The sequence below is a fragment of the Bacteroidales bacterium genome (assembly GCA_014860585.1).
Classification (GTDB): Bacteria; Bacteroidota; Bacteroidia; order Bacteroidales; family 4484-276; genus RZYY01.
This window is the reverse complement of the sequence record JACZJL010000146.1, coordinates 1-26654: the sequence shown is the minus strand read 5'-3', so window position 1 is coordinate 26654 and position 26654 is coordinate 1. Positions and strand designations below refer to the sequence as shown.

The 26654-nt window shown below is 42.5% G+C and carries 20 protein-coding genes and 1 tRNA gene; 9 read left to right on the top strand and 12 right to left on the bottom strand.

Annotated features, from left to right (window positions below; translation table 11 throughout):
• Positions 1–128 precede the first annotated feature (128 nt).
• A complete protein-coding gene (locus IH598_15120; GenBank protein ID MBE0639847.1) occupies positions 129–665 on the bottom strand; it encodes an RNA methyltransferase in 537 nt (178 codons plus the stop codon).
• A gap of 214 nt (positions 666–879) precedes the next feature.
• Here IH598_15120 and asnS point away from each other — a divergent pair, with 214 nt between their 5' ends.
• The 3 genes from asnS (at position 880) to IH598_15105 (ending at position 4456) form a co-directional block, all read left to right on the top strand.
• Positions 880–2268, top strand: a complete 1389-nt coding sequence (gene asnS, locus IH598_15115) for an asparagine--tRNA ligase (GenBank protein ID MBE0639846.1) — start codon at positions 880–882, stop codon at positions 2266–2268.
• 74 nt (positions 2269–2342) lie between these two features.
• Positions 2343–3818 (top strand): RNA polymerase factor sigma-54, encoded by a 1476-nt coding sequence (gene rpoN, locus IH598_15110; GenBank protein ID MBE0639845.1) that lies wholly within the window; start codon positions 2343–2345, stop codon positions 3816–3818.
• Positions 3819–3850: 32 nt separating this feature from the next.
• On the top strand, positions 3851–4456 hold the full coding sequence (locus IH598_15105; protein MBE0639844.1) for a hypothetical protein: 606 nt from the start codon (positions 3851–3853) through the stop codon (positions 4454–4456).
• Here the strand turns inward: IH598_15105 and IH598_15100 are convergent.
• Entirely contained in the window at positions 4453–5133 is a 681-nt protein-coding gene (locus IH598_15100) for a PorT family protein (protein MBE0639843.1), read from the bottom strand. The two genes, IH598_15105 and IH598_15100, sit on opposite strands and share 4 nt — an antisense overlap.
• A gap of 247 nt (positions 5134–5380) precedes the next feature.
• Here IH598_15100 and aspS point away from each other — a divergent pair, with 247 nt between their 5' ends.
• Entirely contained in the window at positions 5381–7141 is a 1761-nt protein-coding gene (gene aspS, locus IH598_15095; GenBank protein MBE0639842.1) for an aspartate--tRNA ligase, read from the top strand.
• Positions 7142–7202: 61 nt separating this feature from the next.
• Here the strand turns inward: aspS and IH598_15090 are convergent, their stop codons facing one another.
• From IH598_15090 to IH598_15060, 7 genes are all read right to left on the bottom strand, one after another.
• On the bottom strand, positions 7203–7682 hold the full coding sequence (locus tag IH598_15090; GenBank protein ID MBE0639841.1) for a biopolymer transporter ExbD: 480 nt from the start codon (positions 7680–7682) through the stop codon (positions 7203–7205).
• A gap of 2 nt (positions 7683–7684) precedes the next feature.
• Positions 7685–8260: a biopolymer transporter ExbD gene (locus IH598_15085; GenBank protein MBE0639840.1), complete on the bottom strand. Its 576-nt coding sequence runs from the start codon at positions 8258–8260 to the stop codon at positions 7685–7687.
• Between the two features lie 10 nt (positions 8261–8270).
• Positions 8271–8690, bottom strand: a complete 420-nt coding sequence (locus IH598_15080) for a hypothetical protein (protein ID MBE0639839.1) — start codon at positions 8688–8690, stop codon at positions 8271–8273.
• Between the two features lie 12 nt (positions 8691–8702).
• Positions 8703–9530, bottom strand: a complete 828-nt coding sequence (locus tag IH598_15075) for a MotA/TolQ/ExbB proton channel family protein (protein MBE0639838.1) — start codon at positions 9528–9530, stop codon at positions 8703–8705.
• An 84-nt stretch (positions 9531–9614) separates the two neighbouring features.
• Positions 9615–9705 (bottom strand) — tRNA-Ser (locus IH598_15070).
• Positions 9706–9856: 151 nt separating this feature from the next.
• Complete coding sequence (locus IH598_15065) at positions 9857–10897, bottom strand: asparaginase (protein ID MBE0639837.1); 1041 nt, start codon at positions 10895–10897, stop codon at positions 9857–9859.
• A 29-nt stretch (positions 10898–10926) separates the two neighbouring features.
• A complete protein-coding gene (locus IH598_15060; protein MBE0639836.1) occupies positions 10927–11703 on the bottom strand; it encodes a TatD family hydrolase in 777 nt (258 codons plus the stop codon).
• A gap of 42 nt (positions 11704–11745) precedes the next feature.
• Between IH598_15060 and IH598_15055 the strand changes: the two genes are divergently transcribed.
• Both IH598_15055 and IH598_15050 read left to right on the top strand, forming a co-directional pair.
• Positions 11746–12798 carry a glycosyltransferase family 9 protein gene (locus IH598_15055; protein ID MBE0639835.1) on the top strand — a complete coding sequence of 351 codons (1053 nt, stop codon included), beginning with the start codon at positions 11746–11748 and terminating at the stop codon, positions 12796–12798.
• 23 nt (positions 12799–12821) lie between these two features.
• Positions 12822–13952: a sodium:calcium antiporter gene (locus IH598_15050; GenBank protein MBE0639834.1), complete on the top strand. Its 1131-nt coding sequence runs from the start codon at positions 12822–12824 to the stop codon at positions 13950–13952.
• Between the two features lie 149 nt (positions 13953–14101).
• Here IH598_15050 and IH598_15045 read toward each other — a convergent pair whose 3' ends face one another.
• Entirely contained in the window at positions 14102–15901 is a 1800-nt protein-coding gene (locus IH598_15045) for a T9SS type A sorting domain-containing protein (protein MBE0639833.1), read from the bottom strand.
• Between the two features lie 393 nt (positions 15902–16294).
• On the opposite strand from IH598_15045, the gene accC reads away from it, so the two are divergent.
• The 3 genes from accC to IH598_15030 are packed head-to-tail and all read left to right on the top strand — an operon-like array spanning position 16295 to position 19914.
• Complete coding sequence (gene accC, locus IH598_15040) at positions 16295–17803, top strand: acetyl-CoA carboxylase biotin carboxylase subunit (GenBank protein ID MBE0639832.1); 1509 nt, start codon at positions 16295–16297, stop codon at positions 17801–17803.
• A 21-nt stretch (positions 17804–17824) separates the two neighbouring features.
• Positions 17825–18331 (top strand): acetyl-CoA carboxylase biotin carboxyl carrier protein subunit, encoded by a 507-nt coding sequence (locus IH598_15035; protein ID MBE0639831.1) that lies wholly within the window; start codon positions 17825–17827, stop codon positions 18329–18331.
• Positions 18332–18375: 44 nt separating this feature from the next.
• Positions 18376–19914: a methylmalonyl-CoA carboxyltransferase gene (locus tag IH598_15030; protein MBE0639830.1), complete on the top strand. Its 1539-nt coding sequence runs from the start codon at positions 18376–18378 to the stop codon at positions 19912–19914.
• Positions 19915–20090: 176 nt separating this feature from the next.
• On the opposite strand, the gene IH598_15025 is transcribed toward IH598_15030, so the two are convergent.
• On the bottom strand, positions 20091–23873 hold the full coding sequence (locus IH598_15025; protein ID MBE0639829.1) for a T9SS type A sorting domain-containing protein: 3783 nt from the start codon (positions 23871–23873) through the stop codon (positions 20091–20093).
• A 64-nt stretch (positions 23874–23937) separates the two neighbouring features.
• Positions 23938–26654: T9SS type A sorting domain-containing protein (locus IH598_15020; protein ID MBE0639828.1), on the bottom strand; the 2717-nt coding region annotated here is incomplete at its 5' end.

Below are 26654 nucleotides of genomic sequence, written 5' to 3'. Positions count from 1 at the left end.
CTAAAGTTTCAAATAGAATAAAAATTTTTACTGCATTAAACTTAAAAAGCAAAAAACAGCCTAATTTTTTTGCAAATGTATTAAAATCTGATGTTTTACAAAGTAATTTGATTGATTTAATTATTATTTTAAGAATTCTTAGTAAATTGCCAGAACACTTCCCAAATAACTATTCCTGCTGAAACAGCGATATTTAATGAATGCTTCGTTCCAAATTGAGGGATTTCGATGCTAAAATCAGACAAATCAATAACTTCCTGGTCAACACCTTTAACTTCGTGGCCAAAAATAAGTGCCAGCTTTTCTTCCGGATTAATATCGAGTTTTTCCAAAGATATCGCATGTGTTACCTGCTCGACGGCCGCTATTTTATAACCCTCATTTTTTAATGTTAAAACAGCATCCATTGTGTTTTCAAAATATTGCCATTTAACTGTTTCGGTGGCGCCAAGGGCTGTTTTGTGTATGTCGCGATGTGGGGGGCAGGCTGTGATTCCACACAGGTAAATAGCATTGATTCTGAAAGCATCTGCGGTACGGAACACTGAACCAATATTATTGTGGCTTCGTAAATTGTCAAGAATAATGACTAATGGTATTTTTTCTGCTTCAGCAAACTCTTTTGCATTCAACCGGTTTAAATCACTGTTACTTATTTTCTTCATTGGAAAATGATAGCAGATTTGATTCCGGCAAATTTAATATTTTAGTATCAATAACTAGAATCACCTGAACCTTAACAATCGCTCAGTGATTAAAAATGGTAATTACTCCGGGTTACAGTAAATCGGAGGTAAAAAATGTCCTTCACCATCACAACCTTAATAAAGTAGTTATTTTTGCAGCCGATTTAAACAATAAGGAATTTTTATGGAAAATATGAAGCAATCAAAGGTTGTTGACCTTTTGAAAAGCACAAATTATGATACTATTGTCAATGTAAAGGGTTGGGTAAGAACCAAGCGTGGAAGCGGAGTGGTAGCCTTCATTGCTTTGAACGATGGTTCGGTAATCCACAATATTCAGATTGTGGTAGACTTACAACAGTTTGATGAAGAACTGTTGAAGAAGGTCACTACTGGTTCAGGTATTTCAGCGACCGGAAAACTGGTACAATCAATGGGAAAAGGCCAGAACGTTGAAATTCAGGCGGTGGAAATCATTTTGTACGGAACTGCTGATCCCGAAACTTATCCTCTGCAAAAGAAGGGTCACAGCCTTGAGTTTTTGCGTGAGATAGCGCATCTGCGACCCCGCACCAATACCTTTGGCGCCGTATTGAGGATTCGTCATGCTTTGGCGTATGCTATTCACAAATATTTTAACGACAGGGGTTTTTATTACCTTCATGCACCCATTATCACAGGATCGGATGCTGAAGGCGCCGGTGCGATGTTCCGCGTTTCAACATTAGACCCCAAAAATCCACCACTTTTGCCTGATGGATCGGTGAATTTCAAGGAAGATTTTTTTGGGAAAGCCACGAACCTGACTGTTTCAGGCCAGTTAGAAGCCGAACTCGGGGCGTTGGCACTATCGCTCGTTTACACTTTCGGGCCAACCTTCAGGGCTGAAAACTCCAATACGCCCAGGCACCTGGCCGAATTTTGGATGATTGAGCCAGAAATGGCTTTTTACGAGATTCAGGACAACATGGATCTTGCCGAAGATTTTCTTAAGTACCTTGTCAGTTATGCTTTGGAACATTGCAAGGATGATCTTGAGTTTCTAAACAACATGTACGATAAAGAGTTGACCGACAGGTTGAAGTCTATTGTTGAATTGAAATTTGAGCGATTGACCTATACGGATGCAATTGAAATATTGAAGGCCTCAGGTAAGAATTTTGAGTTTCCTGTGGAATGGGGTGTTGACCTGCAGGCCGAACATGAAAGATATCTTGTGGAGCAGCACTTCAACAAGCCGGTGATCCTTACCAATTACCCAAAAGAGATCAAGGCTTTTTATATGAAGCAAAATGATGATGGTAAAACAGTCCGTGCCATGGACGTTCTGTTCCCAAAAATTGGAGAGATCATCGGAGGATCGCAAAGGGAAGAGGTGCTCGAAAAATTAATCCAGCGGTGCAGGGAGATGAATATTCCTGAAAAGGAAATGTGGTGGTACATTGATACCCGGAAGTACGGCACAGTTCCACACAGCGGGTTCGGCCTCGGTTTTGAGCGGATGGTTCTTTTTGTCACCGGAATGAAAAATATCAGGGATGTGATCCCATTTCCAAGAACACCGCAGAATGCGGAGTTTTAATAGGAATTGATTTCTTTTGCCCGAAATATCATTTTCATTATTAACTTTGCACAAGATTGATTTAAAAATTATACATGGGAACTCAGGGATTATATCAAAAGCTGGCTCTTCAGCAAAAGCTTTCACCGCAGCAGATTCTTCTGATGAAGATGCTGCAAATCCCTACCGTTGCCCTTGAGCAAAGAATAAAGCAGGAGATCGAAGAAAACCCTGCCTTGGACGAATTACCCGAATACGATGAAAATGATTCTCCACAAACGTCAGACGAAGATTTCGAAAACGAAATGGACAATAGCGAGGGAGATGAGTTCGATTTGAAGGACTTTCTGGGTGAAGATGATATTCCAGGTTATAAGCTGAGCGCTAACAACTATAGCCCCGATGATGACAATAAAAAAGAGATCCCTTTTTCAGTCGGCAAGAGTTTTCACGATCATCTCATCTCACAGCTGGGCTTAAGAAATCTAAGCGAAAAGCAACTAACTATAGCAGCAACCATTATCGGAAACCTGGACGAGTCAGGTTACCTGAGGCGTGATATCAATGCAATGGTAGATGATCTTTCTTTTTCGCAAAATGTATCAGTAATACCTGCTGAGATTCATGAAGTACTTGAAATAATTCAGGATCTTGATCCATCTGGTGTTGGCGCACGCAATCTTAAAGAATGTCTTCTGATTCAGCTCAAAAGGAACCAGGCTGAACAACCCGATGAAAGTTTCGAATTGCCAATCCTGATTATCGAACGCTATTTTGATGAATTTGCCAAAAAACATTACGATAAAATTACAAAAAAGGCAAAGGTAACAGATGATCAACTCAAGGAGGCCATTGACCAAATTTTGAAGTTAAACCCGAAGCCAGGCAATTCAATGTCGGATACCGCAAAAACCAACCAATACGTAGTTCCTGATTTTATGATTGCTGCGCAAGATGGGAACCTTGAATTGACACTGAATTCAAAAAATGCTCCTGAACTCCGCCTGAACAAGACCTACATGGATATGATTGAATCATACGTGTTGGATAAATCTAAGAAATCCAGACAACAAAAGGAAACCATTCAATTTATTAAGAGCAAGATCGAATCGGCAAAGTGGTTTATTGATGCCATAAAACAACGGCAAAATACGCTACTGGTAACCATGAATGCCATCATGGAGTATCAGCGGGATTACTTCCTGACCGGCGATGAAACACGGCTTAGACCGATGATCCTGAAAGATATAGCCGAAATTGTTAACCTTGACATTTCCACCGTATCAAGGGTGGCCAACAGCAAATATGTACAGACTCCATTCGGGACTTTCCTGCTTAAAAGTTTCTTTTCTGAATCCATGCAGACCGATTCAGGAGAAGAAGTTTCGACCAGGGAGATAAAAAAAATCCTTCAGGACTGTATCTTTGAAGAAAATAAATCAAAGCCCGTTACAGATGACCAATTGACGGCTATTCTCAAAACCAAGGGGTATAATATTGCCAGACGCACAGTAGCTAAATACCGCGAACAATTGGGTATTCCTGTAGCAAGGCTGCGTAAAGAGCTTTAACCGGTTCTTCCCCAAATTGTAATTAGCTTTCAATGATGCCATTAGCCAGACTCATATCACGCAGCCTCAATCCTCTTTTCATTACCTTTTATTATCTCATTATTACACTCAACCTGAGCACACAAGTAGTAACGGCCATACCCGTCAAAGCCAAATGGTTGCTCCTTGGCATGGTGATCATCACTACTTATATTATTCCAGCACTATTGATCACCACATTTGCATCGTACTTTCAGAACCTGTTGAAATTTACGAAAAAAGAGGGGAAAATTGCTGTAATGTTTATTGCGGCTGTTTTTTATTTTCTCACCTTTCATTTATTGAATCAAATCCAGCTCTCACCTATTTTTACCTTGTTCATTCTTGGGAGCACCACGCTGATTGGTATTTGCATTCTGATTACCTTAGTTTGGAATATCAGTATTTACATGGTGGCAATGGGTGCATTCGTGGGAGCACTGCTGGGGATTACATTTATTTTCGATCTGAATTTGCTTTTCTACATCCTGCTCATCATAGCGTTTTCCGGCATAGTGGGTTTCGCAAGACTTACACAGGGGTTGCACCGTCCAGCAGAGGTTTATGCAGGTTTTGTGTTGGGAACAACGGTGATGTTACTGCACTTTCTGTACATTTAAAAAGGCATCAACGAAATACCTACAGAAATGGGGTACATATCCGGACCTTTTTGATTTTCGAAAACTTTTGATAACGAGTAAAACCCTGTAAGGTTAATGAATTTCCATCCGACACGTGCAGTGATACCGTATCTCAAATCCTGAATGTTATCAACATCTTTGAATTTGACAAGCAGCTGATCGTTAGTCTCATAAAGATAATCGTCGCCTTTGTATTTTGAGTGTGTGTCGATCAGAAATCCAAATTTAAAACCAAGAGCAGCCCTAATTTCCTTTTTGGTTCGCAGCCTAAACTCGAGGGGAATATCAAAGTAGGTGTAGGAGATTTTGTTTTTATCATAATTGGTGCCGGGATACAGGGTCTTGATACGTTGAAATTCTGAAACCCCTAAAGTATCAACCACAACAAAACAGTTGTTGTAAAAGTTATGTGATCCGATCCCTATGCCGAAGGCAAAACTGTAATCACTTTCTCCGAAACGATAGTCATACAGACCTGAAAAGTTTGCCCCCAAATTAAAGAAGCGTGTGTCGACGGAATCAGGGATATTTACATTTATGTCGGTGAAAACATCAATAATGGTGCTGAATTTTTTACGTGTGCTTGTTGTGGGGCTTTGAGAGAAGCCCTCAATACCGGTAATCAATATTGCAATTATCAAGATGGCTTTTTTCATGGTAAAATGATTTGTGGCAAAAGTACGAAAAAATCAACGCTGTCGTCGTGGCAATAGCAACATTTATGGCAGTCAGATAATGGTGTCAGGGTTTAATAACTGATGAACGGCAAGTTTATTACTCTTCCCGTCAGTTTGGTCAATTGTAAAATGGGTTTTGTAAGACAATTTGCGTGTACTTTGAAATTCTTACGATTCGGTCAATTTTTATACTTTCGCCAACTCAAATTATTAAATCGGAAAACATATGTACAGAACACATAATTGCGGAGAACTAAACCTGGGCTTTGTTGGTAAGTATGTTACCCTTAGCGGCTGGGTGCAGCGAGTCAGAGACAAAGGAGGCCTGATCTGGATTGATCTTCGCGACCGTTATGGAATTACCCAGCTGATCATGGAAGAAGGAAAAACCAATATTGGGTTGATCAGTGAAGTAAAAAAAACCGGCCGTGAATATGTAATCAGAGTCAGCGGGAAAGTAATCGAAAGAAGTGCGAAAAATCTGAAGATGCCTACAGGAGAAATCGAGATATTTGTTGATCAGTTCGAAGTGCTCAACCCTGCCAAATTACCACCATTTACTATTGAAGACCAGACCGATGGAGGTGATGAACTCCGAATGAAATTCAGGTACCTTGATCTGCGCAGAAACACCGTAAAAAACAACCTGATGCTTCGGCACAGAATGGCTATTGAAACAAGAAATTATTTAGATCAGCAACATTTTGTCGAAATTGAAACCCCAGTCCTCATGAAGTCAACCCCGGAAGGAGCGCGTGACTTTGTAGTGCCTTCAAGGATGAACCAGGGCGAATTTTATGCCCTGCCCCAATCCCCGCAAACATTCAAACAACTTTTAATGGTTGCGGGGTTTGACCGGTACTACCAGATTGTGAAATGCTTCCGAGACGAGGATTTGCGTGCTGACCGACAGCCCGAATTTACACAGATTGACTGTGAGATGTCATTCATTGAGCAAAATGATGTGTTGGAGACTTTTGAAGGATTGGCCAAACATCTTTTCAAAGTGGTGAAGCAGATTGATATGACCGAAAAATTTCCGAGAATGACCTTTGCTGATGCGATGAAAAATTATGGCAGCGATAAACCGGACATACGATTCGGGATGACCTTTGTTGAGCTGAATGATCTTACGAAAGGCAAAGGATTTAAAGTATTTGACGATGCAGAGTTGGTAGTTGGTGTCAACGTGCCGGGTTGTGCTGATTATACGCGCAAGCAACTGGATCAGTTAACCGAATTCGTAAAGAAGCCACAACTTGGTGCTTCAGGCTTGGTTTACTTAAGATTTAATAACGATGGTACGGTTAAATCATCTGTTGACAAGTTTTTCGATGAAAGTCAACTACAATTGTGGACTGCTTCATTCGATGCTGCACCCGGAGATTTGATGCTTATCCTGGCTGGAAAAACCACTCCAACGAGAAAAGCCTTGAGTGCACTTCGTCTCGAAATGGCTGATCAGCTGGGGCTGCGAAAGCCGGATGTGTTTGCACCGCTTTGGGTGATTGATTTCCCATTACTCGAATGGGATGAGGAATCAGGGCGTTTTTTTGCTATGCATCACCCGTTTACTTCGCCAAAGATTTCAGATGTTCATCTGCTTGATACTGCCCCTGAGCAGGTACGTGCCAATGCTTACGATCTGGTGATCAACGGGGTGGAAATTGGTGGTGGTTCTATTAGAATTCACAATAAAATTCTCCAGGGTAAGATGTTCCAGATACTCGGTTTTACCGCTGAAGAGGCTCAAAACCAATTTGGTTTTCTGATGAATGCCTTTGAGTTTGGCGCACCACCGCATGGAGGCATTGCCCTTGGTTTCGATCGTTTGGTTTCACTTTTTGGAGGTTCGGACTCCATCCGCGACTTTATTGCTTTCCCAAAAAACAATGCTGGCCGGGATGTAATGATTGATGCACCTTCTACAATAGCAAAAGAGCAATTGGAAGAACTGGGACTTATAATTGCACCGAAAAGCAAATAAAAAATTAGGGGTGATACAGATTTACCCGTTCACCCCCATTTTTTTTGTTTGGTTTTTTCTATCAGAACTTCGCAAAATTCAATTTTTCAACTTTCCTGGTTGAATAATTAATTCTAAAAGCACCTGCTTTTCTCAGCTCTTGTTTTACATCGGTTACAATTCCCATTCGTATCCCTTCATCCACTTTGAGTGATGTGGTGATGAACCTCCTGTCGGATTCGTCACGAGCCTGACGCTCAGAGGTAACGAAAGTAGGTATGTCTGAGGTTCTGGCAAACTGGTCGTTCAGCTGGATACGTGGCTTTGTACCAAAAAGATTAGCCTTTACCGGGACTCCAATGTAAATGTAGCTAACCAGTGCTTTCTTTTCAAGCCGGCTTACCTCAGAAGCTTCCGGCGGTTTAATTTTTACTATCAGTGTTACTTCCCGCATCACAGTGGTAACCATGAAGAAGAACAGCAACATGAAAATAATATCAGGTAATGATGCTGTACTGATTCCAGGGGTGCCCCCTTTTTTTCCTCTTTTAAATCTTGCCATAATTATTCTCCTCCAACTTCTACTGGTTCAGCTTCTGAAATAGGAATTGGAACGGCTGACTGGATGGCCTCAATTTGAGTATCAATAGTAAGCTCGGTGAAGCGTTTACCAAATTTTTCCATCGAAAGTTCGTTCCGTAATTCTGCGATAGCAGCCGCCAATTCATTTTGGACGGCAATGTACATCTTGTAGGATGTTCCACGGTCATTTTTCAATGAAATGACAGCATTCTTGGGTACCCTGACAGCGCCAAGCTCTGGAAATGTCTTGGTAATCATCTCAGGCATATCATCACGGTTTTGCGGATTCCTCAGAAACTCTTTGGTTTGCTGACGAAGTGTACGGATATCACCAGGTTGGCCATCAACCTGAAGGCGATCGCGACTGTTGATATTAACAGTAAAGATGTTACGTTCGTTAATGTCCGGTGGTTTTTCATCACCGGTTAATGGCGGTGGAAGTCTCCTTCCGATTCCTGTATCCACATCCATGGTTGTTGTTACCAGGAAGAAGATCAGCAACAAGAAGGCGATATCTGCCATTGATCCGGCATTAATTTCTTGAAGTGGCCTTGCCATAGTGTTTTTCTTATTTTAATGAATTGGAAATCCCAGAATAAATAATTGCCAACACTGCTACAATTGCCAGAATAAAAGTCATGTTGAGCATGGCTCCAATAAATCTGGATGTAGCTTCGGTTATATTGAAAACCTGGTAAACATCTCCTTCAATATTACCAGAAGCCAGTCCATGAGAAATCAGATATAAAACAATAAATCCGATAATTCCTACAAGTACTGTTTTTCCACTTTTTGGATTTGAGATGGTGTTTAAGATCGGGAACACAATGGTTACGATGACTGTAATGGCCAGAAGTATATAACCCCAGGTAAGTACAGCACTGGTAAATTCTTCTCCCGTTGAGTAAAAAATGATAAAAAGCACCCCAGATACAACCAACAGCAAGGTTAGAAATATCCTGAGCGTTGTTGCTACTTTGTCTTTCATTGTGATGCCTTTCTATTTTTTGTTGAGTTTGAATTTTGTAAGAATATCAATAAAAGAAATGGTACTGTCTTCCATACTGTTGACAAGGCCATCAATTTTTGACACAATGTAGTTGTAAAAAAGCTGAAGGATAATAGCAACGACCAATCCGAAAACTGTGGTTAAAAGAGCTACTTTAATACCACTGGCTACGATGGTTGGAGAAATGTCACCGGCAGCTGCGATATCATCAAATGCCTGAACCATTCCGATAACTGTTCCAAGGAAGCCAAGCATAGGGGCAAGGGCAATAAAAAGTGAAATCCAGGACAAACCTGACTCCAGGCGTCCCATTAACACACTGCCATACCCAACAACTGATTTCTCAACAATATCCAATCCTTCACTGTACCTTTCAAGGCCCTGGTAAAAAATACCAGCCACAGGACCTCTTGTATTTTTGCAGACCTCTTTTGCGCTTTCAATTCCACCGGTTTCGAGGGCAGATTCCACTTTATTCAGTAGCTTGCTGGTATTGGTTGTGGAAAGGTTTAAGTAAATAATCCTTTCAATGGACAATGCCAACCCGAATATCAGCGTGAGCAATACGATACCCATAAAACGCCAGTCACCCTCAATGAATTTTTCTTTTAAAATCTGGTGAAATTCTTTTTCTACCTCTGGTTCGGCTTCGAGAGTGGATTGCACGGGTTCGTCTTCCATGCTCTCATCCTGACCCATATCTGCTGCTTCAGTCTGAGCCGCCTGGTCTGTGGTAGTTTGATCCTGTGCAAAAACTGTAACTGCAATTCCAAATGTGAAGAGTGCAGCAATCGTCAAAAAAGCAAATAATTTTTTCATGGTTTACTTTTGTTGATTAAATAATTAAATGTTTCCTGTTTATTAAAATTAAATTAATTCAAAATCAGCATTTTATCAAAAAAATGGCGGAGAGGAAGGGATTCGAACCCCCGATACGCTTTTGGCGTACACACACTTTCCAGGCGTGCGCCTTCAACCACTCGGCCACCTCTCCAAACGTCCAAGAATTTCAATCGTTCCTCCTAAAAATTTGAGCGGCTAAAGTAAAAAAAATATCTGATACAAAAACATGTAATCTTTTTTTAATTTTGATAGTATGATGATTATCAATTAAATAAACATCAAAAAAAATCAATTGAGCGCCGTTATTTATCCATTGTTACTTCTCCTGCAATGGTTGATATCATCATGGAATTGATTTCTGAGGGCTTTTTGTAGTTCGCCAATACATGCATCATTTTTGCAATTGCTGCCTCAGTGGTGATGTCGTTTCCGCTTAAGACGCCAACTTTTTTCAATGCCATACCGGTCTGGTATTTTTCCATGTCTACACTTCCACCCTGGCATTGAGTGACGTTTAAAATAACAATCCCTTTGTCAACGGTATCAGCCAGCAGATCGAGCAGCCACTTTTCGGTTGGAGCATTTCCAGTGCCGTAAGTTTCAAATATAATACCCCGCAAGCCATCTGTTTGAAGAATTGCACGGATTGTATTTTCAGTAATTCCAGGAAAGAGTTTTAAAATAACAATGTCGGTGCAAAGGTTTGTATTAAGCCTCAGCTTCTTGAAGTTTGGTTTTCGTATCTGAGCATGATTATATTTGATGTGAATGCCTACAGTGGCTAATGGGGGGTAATTTGGTGATCGGAATGCCTCGAAGTTTTCTGCGTTAAATTTGATAGTTCGGTTTCCACGCATCAGTTGATTTTCGAAATAAATGGCTACTTCGGGGACGATGGGTGTATCATCAATCGTTGCAGCTGCAATTTCGAGGGCTGTCACAAAGTTTTCGCGACCATCAGTGCGAACCATCCCCAGAGGCAGTTGCGAACCTGTCAGAATCACCGGTTTATTGAGGTTTTCAAACATGAAGCTAAGCGCCGATGCGGTGTAAGCCATGGTGTCAGATCCGTGTAGCACAACAAAACCATCATAATCCTCATATTTTTTTTCAATCACGCGGGCAATTTCTATCCAATACTTAGGCTGCATATTGGACGAATCAATCACAGGGTCAAAGCAATAGTTATCTATGGTGAAATCAAATAGTTTGAGTGAAGGCAGGTGTTCATAAACACTATCGAAATTAAAGGGTTTTAGAACGCCGGTTCCCACATCCTTAATCATTCCGATCGTACCGCCGGTATAAATCACCAGGATGGACTTTTTTGATGAGGATTTCATGATCTGTTTTAGGATTTGAGTAATTCTGTTTAAATTGTCGGAAATCTGAAAAGTTCGATGGCATTACGGGTAGTAATGGCAGCAACCTCCTCAATGGTTAATCCCTTTATTTCGGCCAGTTTCTCTGCAACAAACCTGATGTAGGAACTTTCGTTACGTTTCCCCCTGAAAGGATTTGGACTTAGAAAAGGCGAATCGGTCTCGAGTAAAAAGTGTTTCATGTCAATAGCGGTCACTACTTTGTCAAGCCCTGAATTTTTGTATGTCAATACTCCACCTAATCCCAGCTTAAATCCCATCCCGATGGCTTTTGCAGCTTGTTCTGCAGTGCCGGTAAAGCAATGAAAAACACCGGTCAAATGTTCGTCTGCTGTCTCATATAACACCCCGAAAATCTCGTCAAACGATTCTCTGACGTGCAAGACAATGGGTAATCTATGATCTTTTGCCAGTTGAATCTGATAACGCAATGCGATTTTTTGTTCAGCAATAAATGTCTTGTCCCAGTAAAGATCAATCCCTGTTTCACCAATTGCATAAAACGTATTTGTGTTTAGCAACCGGACTACATTTTCCAATTCATTTTCAAAGTTCTCTTTTACGTCAGTAGGATGTAGCCCGATCATCGGAAACAGATTTTTGGGATAACGGGCACACAGGTCAAGCATTTTTGGCGCCGATACACTGTCGATATTTGGCAGGAGCATGAATTTTACTCCCGCATCGAAAGCACGGCTGAGCATTTCGTCGCGATCCGGATCAAAATGCTCAAGGTAAAGATGTGTATGTGTGTCAGTCAGGATCATGCGGCAAAAGTAGCTGTTTTTGAACAGAGTGATTCGCGAAAAATGCACGATCCCCAAAACACTCCCTCCATATTTTGTACTTTCGCCAAAAATTTCCGGGTGAAGAAGATACTTGTCATACGTTTCAGCTCCATTGGCGATATTGTGCTGACTACGCCGATTGTACGATGCCTGAAAAAGCAGCTTGCAGAAAGTGAGGTGCACTACCTCACCAAGCAGGCATTTGAACCGGTGTTGAAGAGCAATCCATACATTGACAAAATAATCACCATCCATAAGAACATTGATGAAGTAATTCCCGGATTGTTAAAAGAGCATTACGATCACATAGTTGATCTTCATAAAAACTTTCGTTCATTTGGGATAAGGCTGAAACTTGGAAGGAAGGGCACTTCATTCACAAAACTCAACTTCAGGAAATGGCTGTTGGTAAGATTCAAGATCAATCTTTTGCCCGATATCCACATTGTTGACAGGTACTTCAGTGCGGTTAAGGGTCTTGGTGTGATTAACGATATGGCAGGCCTTGATTATTATATTGCTGATCAGGACCGGATTTCGATGGATTTGCTCCCTCAAACCCATCAGAAGGGATATGTAGCTATGGTGATTGGCGGAAAGCATAAAACCAAACAACTGCCGACCGAAAAAGTCATTGAACTGATCGGCCGGTTTACTTATCCGGTAGTAATTCTTGGCGGCCCCGAAGAGATTGAAGAGGGAAGAAAAATTGAACAACAGGTTGGGGAACGGGTTTCTTCAACCTGCGGGAAATTTAATATCAGCCAGTCGGCATCGATTGTAGAACAGGCCAGGGTGGTAATCACCAATGACACCGGTCTGATGCATATCGCGGCGGCTTTCAACAAACCGCTGATCTCCATCTGGGGAAATACAGTGCCCGAGCTTGGGATGTATCCTTACATGCCGCAACATTCTGATAGATTCAGGATTTTTGAAGTCAATGGGTTACCCTGCAGGCCATGCTCGAAGATTGGTTTTGAAAAATGCCCGGAAAAGCATTTCAAATGTATGATGGATCAGGATGTGAATACAATCGTTGAAGCAATAAAAAAGTTTTGGGGAAATAAATAAGATGAAAGAATAACTGTTTACAAATGGATATCATTTTTGCTTTGCTTGGGATTGTTTTAAGTGGTTTTATTATTTGGCGCTCTACCGATGGGTTTGAACTGGCCAGCGATTTTTTGGGAAGGAGACTCACCAAAGGTATCAAAGGTGCGACAATCAATGCTATTGCCAGCTCAATGCCCGAGTTTTTATCAACGCTCTTTTTCTTGTTCTATTTAAGGAAGTCTGATGGGTTTTCGGGTGGCCTTGGCATAACGGCGGGCAGCGCCATTTTTAACATACTGATCATCCCATTTTCAATTTTCGTTGTTGTGCGCCTGACCAACAAAAATGCAATCATCACACTGGTAAGACAAACCATGGTTCGCGACGGCATAGCTTTGATTATCATCACGGGACTCCTGGCGATCCTTATTAATCATGGCCGCCTCAACTGGGTCGATGGAATGCTGCTAACGGCTCCTTATCTGATTTACATTGCCTGGCTTTTTATTTCGCATAAAAAGATTATTGGTAAGGGCGAAAACTACAGGTACTCGCCACTAACTGCTAAGATTGCTGTTGAAGACTATCTGCTAATCAATCTTGAAAAGTTTGTTCTGAAGGGAAAATCAATTGGTACTGCCAATGCCTGGCGTCTTCTATCATTCAGCACCCTGGTGATGATAATCGGTACATGGCTTCTTGTCTATTCCACCGATGAGTTGGGTAAAGCAATGGATATTCCGCTGATTTTTATTTCGGTGATCCTTGCATCCGCGGCATCAAGTATCCCCGATACCATGATCTCCATTCGTGATGCCCGCAAAGGTAACTACGAAGACGCTTTCTCGAACGCTCTTGGGAGTAACATTTTCGACATCAGTTTTGCCCTTGGATTTCCACTGTTACTTTACACTATCTTTTTCGGATCAATCTCCATGGATCAGCAAATTCTTGATGCCTCTTTTGATATCTGGTTTGCACTGTTAATTATTACCATCGGAACAATGTTGATTTTCATTACAGGGAATCAATTCAACACAACCAAAGCAATTGCACTGGCGCTGCTTTACATCGGGTTTTTGGTGTTTATTTATTTTGAAATCATCCTGAATATAAACTTCTTAAATCCAGACACACCGGATAATATCATGGACTATTTCCGATTGAATTAGTGCTGAATTCCTTGGGACTGTGTTCCCAGTGTCAGGCGGAAGTTCAGAAGCTTTACAGCGATTCTGTAATCATAACAGCCGGATCCGATACCCCGGTTGTGTTGATTCTTAAAAACCTGCCAGAAATTTAAAATTTTTCAGGATTATACCTACATTACAGCCAACTTTTTGGTGACTAATACTCCATTGATCATCATCCTGATGAAATAAAATCCTGGTTTGAAATTGCTGATGTCGAGTATTGTTTCGTTTCCAGTGAAGCCTGATTGTTCGATTACTCTTCCATTCATATCCATGATTGTGAAGTTGATATGATTTTGGTTGCCTGCAATGGAGAGGGTTACAAGATGATCAGCCGGATTGGGATAAACCTGGAGCGCAGTTGAGTTCACCTTGCTATCCTCACCAATTCCCCAGGGGTCGATCAAAATAAAATGCAATTTGTTGATACTTGTGAGACTAAATTCCTCATAAATCGGGTTGTTTTGGTCAAGGTAAATTCTGAGGGTATCCACCTGCGTTGCGTCGCCTAATCCGAAGAATTGCGTAAATTCGCCTTGCCCGCCCTGTCCACCTCCCGTTTGGGAGCTGATTTCGCGAACCTGGGTCACAGGCTGACCAAAGATGGTTGCCTTGATCTCCACGCGTACACCGATGCAATCAGGTGTTGAGTAGATGCCGTTGCTTTGTACAAGCACTTTCAGCCAGTTATTTTCATTGCCATCATTGAGGAATAGTGAATTATTGCCGCCAAAATAATTGTTTTTGGCAGTGAAAATGTCGAGATCGCCGTCGTTGTCAATATCTGCCCAGGCCAATCCCATGGTATAGTTCCCATCGTTTACAAAAGCATTGTTTTCTACTTTTATAAATCCCCCGTTCCGGTCGTTTCTGAAAAGCAGGTTATTTCCGTCGTAGCCGCCAACAGCAAGATCAAGATGACCATCCTTGTCAAAATCACCCCAGGCGCTACCGGACGACCATAATACATCACTAACCAGCGGGCTGTCAGTAACTTTAGCAAAGGTTCCGTCGCCGTTGTTCAGGTAAAACCAGTTGTTATACATGCCGAGCAAACCGGTTGAAACAAAAAGGTCGAGGTAACCGTCGTTGTTGGCGTCTCCCCAACTGGCGCCTGCGCAACTCGAGATGTCGGAAATAAAGGGTACATCCTGGACTTTGGTGAATGTCCCGTCGCCATTGTTTTTGTAAAGACAGCCCGGGGCTCCCGCATTAGCAACATAAAGATCGGGGTAACCATCGTTGTTGTAGTCACCCCAGGCACAAACGCTTGAGTTGGCTATATCGTTTACGATGGCGCCTGTTGTGATCTTCTCAAAAGTACCATTTCCCAGGTTGTGGTAAAGGAAATTTTTCTGGTCGCGATTCACTACGTAAAGATCAAGCAAGTTGTCACGGTCATAATCAGCCCAGGCAGCGCCAACCGATTTGCCACCATCATTTACAATAATCCCGTCGGTAATTTTTGTAAAAGTGCCATTTCCATCTCTTAGGTAAAGGCAATTGTTTTCGTTATGATTTGCCACGAATATCCCTATGTTATAAATACCGCTGCCAATCATGGCAGCTGTTGCCGCATAAGAACTCCCGGAGTCATTCACAATTACTCCTTCGGTGACTTTGGTAAAAGTGCCTCCGCCATTGTTGATGTAAAGGAAATTATGCTTTCCGTTGTTAGCGTCATTATTTACAACAAAAAGATCGGAAAGCCCATCCTGATCAACATCGCACCAGATCATCCCATAATTCCACCCTCCATCATTCACTACCGGCCCTGTTGTGACTTTGGTGAAGGTGACCTCTTCCAAACTTTTGTTTTGTCCAGCAACAGTTTCTTTTATGGTCTTCCATTCCTGAGACATTACATTAACAGATAAAAGAGACATCGAAAACAGGTAAATCATTACAGGGAGTAAATTTCTTTTCATAATCATTTTTTTTCTTGTAAAGATAAGTTGATTTGTTTGACAAATTTAGACAAACTATGATATCGGAGATCATTAAAGAGATGTTTCCGCTGTTTTTAAAATTTTAAAAGTTTGCCATTTTGGAGCAGTTAGCTGTAAAAATCTGAAAATAAGCCTGTTTGTTAAATCATGAGATCAATGAGGATTACTCATCATAAGAATGATGAAAAGTGTAAATTGGATTAAGCATTTTCAATTAATCATTTTTAACGAAATAAATCTAAGCCTACCTTGTTGATTATCAGTAAAAATTTGATGCTTACCGATTATCAGGCTGAAATTCATGCCTTCCCTCGGGAAATTGTTTTAGTTTTGCGCCGGTTAATCAATTAACTCACTAAAATATAGTAGAGTATGATAAAAAAAGTGCTCGTAGCCAACCGGGGTGAAATTGCTATACGTGTCATGCGCTCTTGCCGTGAAATGGGGATCACATCGGTGGCTGTCTTCTCGGAGGTTGATCGTTCTTCGATGCACGTGCGGTTTGCCGACGAAGCCTATTTCATCGGTCCTTCCCCCTCTATCGAGAGTTACCTGAACATCGACAAGATCATTAGCGCTGCCCTAAAATCCGGGGCTGATGCTATCCATCCGGGTTATGGGTTTTTATCGGAAAATGCTTCCTTTTCCCAGCGTTGCGAAGATGAAGGGATCATTTTCATCGGACCTTCTCCTTCATCAATAGCTAACATGGGCGATAAAATAACAGCCCGCAAGCACATGCTTGCTGCCGGGGTTCCCGTTGTTCCCGGAACGATAGAGCCCCTTACCGACGAAAAAGCAGCCCTCGAAAAAATAAAAGAGATCGGGCTTCCGGTAATGATCAAGGCTTCTGCAGGCGGTGGTGGCAAAGGGATGAGACTGGTAAAAAAAGATGAGGACATTATCAGTTCAATACGTGGAGCCAGATCAGAGGCTAAAGCTGCTTTTGGCAATGATGCTGTATATATTGAAAAATACATTCAGTCGCCACATCATATCGAATTCCAGGTATTAGGAGATAAACACGGTAATGTCATTCATCTGTTTGAGAGGGAATGTTCTGTACAACGCCGTCACCAGAAAGTAATCGAGGAAACACCTTCACCTTTGATGAATCCTGACATCAGGGAAGAGATGGGACGCCATGCCGTAGCTGCTGCCAGGGCAGTGAATTATCATGGCGCCGGAACCATCGAGTTCATTGTCGATGACAGCCTGAATTATTATTTCCTGGAGATGAATACGCGACTCCAGGTGGAACATCCGATTACCGAGCGTGTTGTTGGTGTTGACCTGGTAAAAGAGCAGATCAAAATTGCACAAGGTGAAAAAATGACGCTCAAACAGGAGGAACTTGAACAATTCGGACACGCCATCGAGTGCCGAATTTATGCCGAAGACCCTGAAAACAACTTCATGCCTTCGCCGGGGAAAATCACCCACATCACCGAGCCGCTTGGCCTTGGCGTCCGTCACGATGGGTATGTTTATACCGGATATGATATCCCGATTTATTACGACCCGCTCATTTCAAAACTGATCGTTTGGGCACGCACCCGTAAAGAAGCAATTGCACGGATGAAACGCGCACTTCATGCCTATAAGATCACCGGCATAAAAACTTCAATTCCTTTCCTGGCACGGATCATGGAAAACGAAGATTTCATCAAAGGGAATTACAACACCCATTTCATCGAAAAGCATTTCGATATGCTGATGGCAAAAGAGCCCTGCGGCCGCCGTTGCCAGGACATTGCACTGATAGCGGCTTTCATGCACTACAACGACAGGATTAGCGCAGTGAAACCTGAACCTAATAACAGCTCCACAACAAATGAATGGAAATCTTTCGGCAGGAGGAAATCCGTTTCCCGTTTGTAATCATTAAAAGAAAATCTGATTATGGCCTTAGAGATAAAAATCGGTGACAGAACAGCACAGGTTGAATTGATCAGCCGTGAGGGCAATCTCGTCAAAGTGAACGTTGACGGCAAAGTGTATGACCTCGATCTGCTGATGGTGGAAGACGGCGTTTACAGTATCCTTTACAATAATATTTCCTACAATGTCGAATTGATCGAAAAGCTGGATCATCGACACTACAATGTGAACACACTTTATAGTTCATGGGATGTCGAGATTGTTGACGCGGAAACGAAATACCGTCGAAACCGCCACCGGGAAGAACATGAAGAGATTCGCAAAATCTTTAGCCCGATGCCCGGGAAAGTGGTCAAAATTTTGGTAAAAGAAGGCGACCATGTCAAGGCAGGCGAAACAGTGATCATCGTTTCAGCCATGAAAATGGAGAGCGAGTATAAAGTAAAAAAGGACCGCATTGTCCGACAGGTATTGGTTAAAGAGGGTGATACCATTGACGGTAACCAGACGCTGATCGTGGTGGAATAAAGGGTTCGTTGTAAATATTTAAACAGAAAACAAAACAACAGGATATGGCAACAATTGAAGAGAAAATAGCACAGTTTGAAGAGAAGAACCGTTTGGCAGAAATGGGAGGCGGCATCGAGCGTATCGAACGCCAGCACAGCGCCGGGAGACTCACTGCACGCGAGCGGGTAAAGATATTGCTCGACCCTGATACCTTTGTCGAAATGGACAAGTTCGTAACCCACCGCGCCACCGATTTCAACATGGCCGAAAACAAAATCCTCGGCGATGGCGTAGTGAGCGGTTACGGCAAAATTGACGGCCGGTTGGTGTATGTCTTTGCACAGGATTTTACTGTGTTTGGTGGAACGCTTTCAGGCGCCAATGCCGATAAAATCGTAAAGGTGATGAAGCTGGCCATGAAAATGGGAGCACCGGTCATTGGACTGAATGATTCCGGAGGCGCCAGGATCCAGGAAGGGGTTCAAAGTCTGGCTGGGTATGCTGACATTTTTCTGCTCAACACCAAAGCTTCCGGAGTTATCCCGCAAATATCCGCTATTATGGGACCCTGTGCCGGGGGAGCTGTTTATTCGCCTGCCATCACCGACTTCATTTTTATGGTGAAAAACTCCAGCTACATGTTTGTAACCGGCCCTGAGGTTATCAAAACTGTGACCCATGAGGAGGTGACCAAAGAAGAACTTGGCGGCGCCATGACCCACAATGCCACCAGCGGCGTGGCACATTTCACCGGCGACAACGACGAACAAACACTCCTGATGATCAGGGAACTGATGAGTTTCCTGCCCTCAAACAATATGGAAGATCCGCCACGAAAGCCCTGCACTGATTGCGTAAACCGCGAGGAGCCGAAACTCGATACCATTGTGCCCCCAGATCCCAACAAGCCTTACGACATGAAAGAGATCATTACGGCAGTGGTGGATTACCATGATTTCATGGAAGTACAGCCTTATTACGCCCAAAATATTATTGTCGGCTTTGCCCGCATCGACGGCCAGCCGGTCGGGATTGTGGCCAACCAGCCACAGGTTCTTGCCGGCGTACTCGACATCAACTCTTCTATCAAAGCTGCCCGCTTCGTCCGCTTCTGCGATGCTTTCAACATTCCACTCATCACCTTTGAAGATGTGCCCGGATTTTTACCCGGCACTGCACAGGAATTTGGCGGAATCATCAAGCATGGCGCAAAGTTGCTTTATGCATTCTCGGAAGCTACGGTTCCGAAAATCACCGTTATTACCCGCAAAGCTTATGGCGGCGCCTACGACGTAATGTCTTCCAAGCACATTGGCGCTGATGTCAACTTTGCTTATCCCACCGCCGAAATCGCCGTCATGGGACCCGAGGGAGCGGTCAATATTTTATACAGGGATAAATTGAATGAAGAAGACCGGGCGAAAGCGGTAGAAGATTACAAGACAACCTTTGCCAGTCCTTTTAAAGCCGCTGAATTGGGCTATATTGATGAGATCATCTATCCGCGTCAAACCCGGCTGAAACTTGTGCAGGCACTCGAGATGACCCGCAACAAAAGCGAGCAAAGCCCTCCAAAGAAGCACGGAAATATTCCTTTGTAAACCGTTTCCCTGGTTTTGGATAGGGAAGCTAATTTTGACTTTTAACCTGAATAATCCCGCACAATGACTTTCCACAAAAAAGGAAAGCCCCCGCCCCTTCACCTTCCGGCAAGTTAAATGGAAGGATTTATACAGAAGGATCCGGGGCCGAGGCTTTCATAACGAAAGGGGGAAAACTAATTCCTGATCACCTTTTCATAGAATACTTGTTTGTCAGTTTTCACACTGATGAAATAGACCCCTTTAGGCTGTGATGAAAGGTCAATCACAGCCGGGAGGCGGGTGTATTTTGTTAGAATTAAACTGCCGTAAGCACTTAGGACTTTTATTGTGGCCTCTTCGGTTGAGCCTGCAATATTGAAATAGCAATAGGTAGGATTTGGATAGATTTTAATTAAATGCATGTCAGGATTAAAAATCCTTGCCGGAGCAACCTTAAAGTCTTCGATTGCTGAAAGGCCCTGAGAAGAAAATTTACCTGAATGATCCAGGGTTTCATCATATTGAGCCAGAGTTTCGAATATTTCTCCTGTTTTAGGATTGTAAATTCTGTAGCTGATCATCTCTTCGGCTTCAAATCCATCAATAACCGGTGTTAAAGGATCGTCTCCGAAAAGTGTAATAGCAACAGGGTTATTGTCTGCAATATCAATGGTGCCAGCGCATAATCCACTAAGTGTAAATGCTCCCAGGATGCTTCCTGCAGGTATTTTTGACAAAGCGTTACCCGAAATACCAATGATGTGCTGATAAGTAGTAGGATGTAAAGATGACCAGGGATTAAGACTTTGAATTTCATTCACACTTGTAAAATCGTCAGATAAAGATTTTAACTCACCGATTTCAAAATTGATGTTTGCGGGCTCATTCAGCATTATCCAATAGCTTTTTCCTGGCTTAAGGCTGTAGAGTTGGTTGATATTAAATCTTGGCCAGTAAACACCCATCCCTGCTACATCATAAACAATTTCGAGTTCTTCAACATCGGCAAACAGGTCTTCAACAGAAACCGGCACATCAGAAAATACGGGTAACAACGACCACCCCTGATCCAAAATGCTATATCCTGGCAAGCGAATGTAGCCTGATACATGGAATGTGGCAGTCGATTCCAGTTTCATTTTATATCCGCTCTGAATCATCCAGTTATCAAACGTATTTATACCTTGTGACGGCCACCAGAAGGAATAATTGTTGCCAAAAAAGATCATGTTTTCTGAAATCTGTGAAAAGATTTCCGGAATATTACCCTGTTTTGGAATGATAAACGATGAAAATCCCTGCCATCCATCGAATAAAAAATAGTCCTGCTCAAAAACAGCTTTCAACAGTTCAAGTGTAATCATTTCACCCTGTGAAAAATATGCCGGGTTATAATCAGCCGTGATACCATCAGCGCGGTATTCCATTTGCTCAGCCATTGAATATATTTTGAAAACGATCTCTTCGCCCTCCGAAAATCCTTCTTTGAAAATCGTATAAAAAATGTCACCTGAAATGATGAAAGATACTGACTGATTTCCAGGCCAAATGCAATAGCCGGCACATTTATCCGATAAGTTGAGATCTTTATGAAATGCTCCTATAATATCACCTGGTTTCAGTATTACATCATTGATCGAAGGATTGATTTCTAAAGGAACATTTACTGTAGCCCAATTAGGCGATGGAGATGGTTCCCATCCGGGTGGAATATTTTCCATAACCGTTATGGCATTTTCAATTACAACTCCTCCACGTGCAAAAGTATTGTTTGCTGATAGTTTAACATCATAAACACCAGGCATGTAATAATATATTTCTTCAGGCGATTTGCGGGCTGAGTAGGATGGATCAGCCCCTTCGAAGTGCCAATTCCATTGATCGGCATCGGGTTCACTGAATCCGAAAAACGAGACCGATTCACCTGCGAAAATCTCAGCATTATCCATTACCGCCATTACCATTAGTGCCGGTTCCACCTGTGGTGGTAACAGGAGGTATAGCAGCCTGTTAATGAGGTCGTTTTTAGAATAACCGCTTAATTCGAAATCTTTCAGGCTCCCAAGTTCGATCGAACTGCCGACGGTTCTTCTCCCTGTGAGTTCGGAATCATTGTAGATCATAAACGAATAATCTTCCCCCTCATCGTTGAATAGCATAAGATTTCCGTAAAATCCCGGTGTTTCACAATAGTTGTTCGTTGCAATCCTTAGTTTATCCGTGGACAAAGTTTGCATAGATTCTTCTCTGCTGAAATCCATTAATTTAAAAAATTGGTAGCCAACTACTTTTTCAATGTTTGTATAGAATGTTGATTCAGAATGGATGTTGAACAGTGAAAGCAACTCGTTGGAGGCTGTATTCCAGAAACTACCTCCTTCGAGATATACTGAACCGCCGCTGTTCAGATACTCCAGCAAAGACAGATATTCAGGCGATCCCTGGTCAATCTCCTGATAATCGGGTGCAGTTCCAAGGCAAACCCATATCACATCGAAATCAAAAAGAATTGTTGGATCAGGTAGAATTTGATGCAATTCAGCAAAGTGTCCCATAGATGCAAGTCCATTCATGATAGTCATTGGAGATTCCATATTTACGCCTGCAGGAGCCCAAATCAAGTTATTGGACGGCGCTGACACGATATGGTCAATATAAAAGGAATCAGTTTGCTCAGGATGTTCTTCGGTAACCGCATCAAAATTGAACCGGTGTACTGAACCTATTGGGATATCAGGAGGTACTGCAAATTCATACCTTAGGGTTTTTCTTTCAAGTGCTTCAAAAAATATTGAGGAGACAATATCGCCATCCAACAGTTCATTATCCTGGATTGTTATGAGGAAATTGCCGCCGACAACTCCAGTATTTGATAAGTCGTAATAAGTATTGACGTATTGGCCGGGAACCAACAATACATTCCCCGGGAAACCGCTTAAATGATTGCCTCCTGGGTTTTTACCCCCGTGACCACCACCTGGATTTGGTGGAAATGGTGGTAAAGAATCTGGAGGTTTTGGCTTTTTAACATGCCCCGGGCCATCAATCACAATGATATCAACATAATAACTCTGGCCGTTATGAGGATCATAATGATCTAAAACACGCATAGTGTGGATGCATGGTTTGTATGTAGATGAATCATCCCCACCTTTTCCGCCAATGCCGCCATGCAGACAAAACTCGTAAACTTCATTGGGAGTGCTTTGTCCCGGGGTATTCATTACATTAAAATATTCCCATGCCCATGCAACAGCATTTATACGCGAGGATTGATTGAAATCGAATTTCCCATAGAAGCCATGATAATCCGGCCATCTCCACCTGAAATCTCCCGGTTCGGGATCGCCTGGCAACCATTGTATATCGGTATTCGGATCTTTGTTTAATCTTACGATAAATCCCCGATCGTCAATATGATCAAGTCCTGATCTGTTACACAAATGGCTGGACCATAAACCGGTAAAAGGATCACGCTCTGTTGTTCGGTGTCGAAGCCATTTATCATCAGGTTCATTAATATCATCGAAAACCCAGGCAATTAAAGAAAAGTTTGGATTTTTTAAAGTAGGATCAACGGTCCATCCAAATTTGTTAAAATCATCAATTTCATAAGTGTCAGCATCCCAAAAATCATGCAATTCAAATAAGGTAACACCTGAGTAAACGATCTTGTTCCCATCTTTTGATGAAGTTGCCACCCAGTCGTTTTGATATTCACGACAGATAGCACCACGCTTGCCAACTTGCTTGTTTATTCTCACTTTTGCCGAATCCCATTCCAAATAAAATGTACAGTTTCCGTCCATAAAGGGATGAATCCCAATGGGTACCTTGTTATAGTTGAGTATATCCAGGTTATTGCTCTGTTTTTTGCTTGATTTTTCAGATTCCTTCAAATCAAAATTCGAATTGTTTACCTGCGGGTAAAGACAAAGCGAACTTGTAATTGCTATCACGATTAAAATAGTTTTCATATTTTCATATTTTTTGGGTTAAAAAGCCCCAACCATTTAGGTCGGGGCATTGATATTAAACACTTTACAAATTAGTTTTTACTAACTTGCTAAAAAACACTTTTCCATAGGAGGATATCCTAATAAAATAAATTCCGTCAGGATAATCCCTCAAATCAACAGGTTCGTTTGTTGACATTTGCTTGGATAGGATCGTTTCACCAAAAAGATTAGAAATGGTGATTTCATCAATCTGTTGAGAACCTTTAATGTTGAAGATACCTTTAGAAGGATTCGGATTGATGGTGAAATCAAATAATGCCGCTTCGGTTTTACGTAAGCCTGCAGTCTTCATGATAACCACTGAAGACAATCCATTTGTTTCGAACAAACCTGAATGATTGAGATTTTTATCCCAGATTACTTCAAGTTCAAACGTTTCATTTGTTTGCTCACGGTAAACCCTAAAGTTCAACTGATCGTCGGTTTGAAAACCATCTAAAGTTGGAGTAGTCGGATCATCACCGTTGATAATAAGGACAGCCGGGTCTGCAACATCCGAAATAACTGCAGCACCGGCACAACGGCCAGCGGGTGTGAAAGCAGCCAGCATATCGCCATTTTGCAGCGATTTCAGGCTTTCGGCGGTAAATGCTACGAGATGAGCATTAGGTGACCATGCTATGTCGTTCCACGGCGTTGAGGCAATCATCTCCGGCGATTCCCATAATATTTCTTCTCCGCCTTTGGCGTAAGTTATTGAGCCGGCCTGGGTGGTATAAACGTAATATGCCTTCCCGACATTCAGGTAAGGCATTGTGTTGATGTTGTAGGCAGGCCAGTAAACCTCGTTGGTGGCTACTCCCTTGGCAACCACAAATCCGGGTAACCCACCCAGCAGAGATGTTGAAGAGGACTGGCTGAAAACAGGGATCAGGTTCCAGCCCGAAACCAGGGATACGGTTTTGTTAGTAATATCCTGGCCAGCTAATGTGAGGATGACGTCATCGCTCACTTTAATCACGTGACCTTTGTAAATATTCCAGGTGATCAGAGTGTTGATGTTTTGCGAAGGCCAGTAAACTCCTGTGATATTGTAGAGGATGATCAGGTCATTCACAATTGGGTTCATCATACTTACAATATCAGTATTAGAAGGAATAAAGTAAGTGGAGAGCCCGCTCCATCCGCTAAATATCTGGAGATCATAAAAATTGCCCAGAGAGGCAAGTGCTGATAAACCAGTGCTGCTGAACTTCCCATCAGAATCAGGAAATGCAGGATCATAGGTTACGTCAATCCATTGTGCGGTTCCGGTTGCTACCTTGAACAATCTCCATTGCAGTTCTTCATCTTCGGCGAAACCCGTTTTGCCGATCGTAGTGATGTCATCACCATTGGCAATCAATACCTGATTGGTTGTTCCATCCCATGCAGAAGCACCACCACATTTGAGGTTACCCGCTTCATCAGTGTAGAAAACACCAAGAATATCATCGGGATTAAGCAGATTTGCATTCAATCCGACATTAAGCGGAATAAGTATCAGGTGTGTAACCGGTGAAGGAATATAACCCCATCCGGCAGGATAAATGTTAACTCTATAATCTTCTACTTCACCATCTGCAGCAAGTCCAAAGAAATTCAGCCCTGCGGTGCTGCAGAAGCGGAACCGGATATAAGTAATTCCTACCCTGGCATTTGGGGTAATATTTGCGGACAAAGTGTTCCAGCCGGGTGTAAGCAATATGTTAGAAAAGATTTTTTCTCCTGCATCGGTAAATGTTCCGTTTCCGGTCAGATCGATCCAGGAACTGAGGTACCCCTGAGCTGAAGCAAAAACTTTCAGATTCATATTTTCACCGGCAACAATCGGATTCAGGAACAAAACACCATCTTCATCCGGCTCATTATTCAAATCATCACCATCGGCGCCAGGTGAAGGTTGTCCGTCCAATTCAAAATCAATCAAATTTCCAAGCCGCAGTAAACCATCACCACCATGTCTTGCACCATTACTTGATCCCAGAGTAAGATAAGAATCAGGAGCATCGCCGTAGTCTAAGTGATAGAACATAGTCCAGACCAAAGAACTGAAATTAAAAGCATCAATTGTAAGAGTAGCAGGCTGCTTGCCACTTGTGGCTAAGGAAATGGTCATTGTATGATAACCTGGTGCATTAATTCCGCCGGGATTCAAATAACAAACAGTTTCTCCCGGCAAAATATCAGCAGTAGTAAGTGGCACATCAGCATCCGGAATAGCCAGTGACAAAGTAAGGGGTTCACTGACACTGACACAGCTTATCATCAACTGCATGTCGCTCCAGTAAGGGTTATCATAGCTTTCAAATTCTATTTCCAGGTTATCAACTCCACCCTCTCCAAGTGTGCCGGGAAAATCGCTGTACAATGCTCCCTGTTCGAATGCAAACACATGCGTAGTGGCAACAATATTGCCGAACTCACATGAGCGACCATCGCGGCCGCCCAGCGATACGGTGGCAAATTCCTCACGATTGTCAGGCGAAGTCTGCTTTGTTGGCGGATCTATCGAAACGGATACCTGGAAACCATCCTGGTCATAATTGTCATTATGCAACCTTACCTTGCCAACGCCAGTGCCCACATTGTCAATCTCCCTGTGGTTGTTGGGTGGGCTGCCATTCCAGTTCCAGTGACGATAATCCTCCCAGCTGGTTCCGTTCCAGCGTTGTACGGACGTATTTCCGCAGAAATCCACATCGGAATAGTCAAACTTGGCTGTCTTCCCGGGAGGTATGCACACCTCGTACCATGTGC

Excerpts from the sequence above, each read along its gene's own strand:
- aspS (MBE0639842.1), top strand. The coding sequence starts at position 5,381 with ATGTACAGAACACATAATTGCGGAGAACTAAACCTGGGCTTTGTTGGT.
- IH598_15120 (MBE0639847.1), bottom strand. The coding sequence starts at position 665 with ATGAAGAAAATAAGTAACAGTGATTTAAACCGGTTGAATGCAAAAGAG.
- IH598_15035 (MBE0639831.1), top strand. The coding sequence starts at position 17,825 with ATGGCCTTAGAGATAAAAATCGGTGACAGAACAGCACAGGTTGAATTG.
- IH598_15085 (MBE0639840.1), bottom strand. The coding sequence starts at position 8,260 with ATGGCAAGGCCACTTCAAGAAATTAATGCCGGATCAATGGCAGATATC.
- IH598_15075 (MBE0639838.1), bottom strand. The coding sequence starts at position 9,530 with ATGAAAAAATTATTTGCTTTTTTGACGATTGCTGCACTCTTCACATTT.
- IH598_15105 (MBE0639844.1), top strand. The coding sequence starts at position 3,851 with ATGATGCCATTAGCCAGACTCATATCACGCAGCCTCAATCCTCTTTTC.
- asnS (MBE0639846.1), top strand. The coding sequence starts at position 880 with ATGAAGCAATCAAAGGTTGTTGACCTTTTGAAAAGCACAAATTATGAT.
- IH598_15090 (MBE0639841.1), bottom strand. The coding sequence starts at position 7,682 with ATGGCAAGATTTAAAAGAGGAAAAAAAGGGGGCACCCCTGGAATCAGT.
- IH598_15045 (MBE0639833.1), bottom strand. The coding sequence starts at position 15,901 with ATGAAAAGAAATTTACTCCCTGTAATGATTTACCTGTTTTCGATGTCT.
- accC (MBE0639832.1), top strand. The coding sequence starts at position 16,295 with ATGATAAAAAAAGTGCTCGTAGCCAACCGGGGTGAAATTGCTATACGT.
- IH598_15100 (MBE0639843.1), bottom strand. The coding sequence starts at position 5,133 with ATGAAAAAAGCCATCTTGATAATTGCAATATTGATTACCGGTATTGAG.
- rpoN (MBE0639845.1), top strand. The coding sequence starts at position 2,343 with ATGGGAACTCAGGGATTATATCAAAAGCTGGCTCTTCAGCAAAAGCTT.
- IH598_15065 (MBE0639837.1), bottom strand. The coding sequence starts at position 10,897 with ATGAAATCCTCATCAAAAAAGTCCATCCTGGTGATTTATACCGGCGGT.
- IH598_15080 (MBE0639839.1), bottom strand. The coding sequence starts at position 8,690 with ATGAAAGACAAAGTAGCAACAACGCTCAGGATATTTCTAACCTTGCTG.
- IH598_15025 (MBE0639829.1), bottom strand. The coding sequence starts at position 23,873 with ATGAAAACTATTTTAATCGTGATAGCAATTACAAGTTCGCTTTGTCTT.
- IH598_15060 (MBE0639836.1), bottom strand. The coding sequence starts at position 11,703 with ATGATCCTGACTGACACACATACACATCTTTACCTTGAGCATTTTGAT.
- IH598_15030 (MBE0639830.1), top strand. The coding sequence starts at position 18,376 with ATGGCAACAATTGAAGAGAAAATAGCACAGTTTGAAGAGAAGAACCGT.
- IH598_15055 (MBE0639835.1), top strand. The coding sequence starts at position 11,746 with ATGCACGATCCCCAAAACACTCCCTCCATATTTTGTACTTTCGCCAAA.
- IH598_15050 (MBE0639834.1), top strand. The coding sequence starts at position 12,822 with ATGGATATCATTTTTGCTTTGCTTGGGATTGTTTTAAGTGGTTTTATT.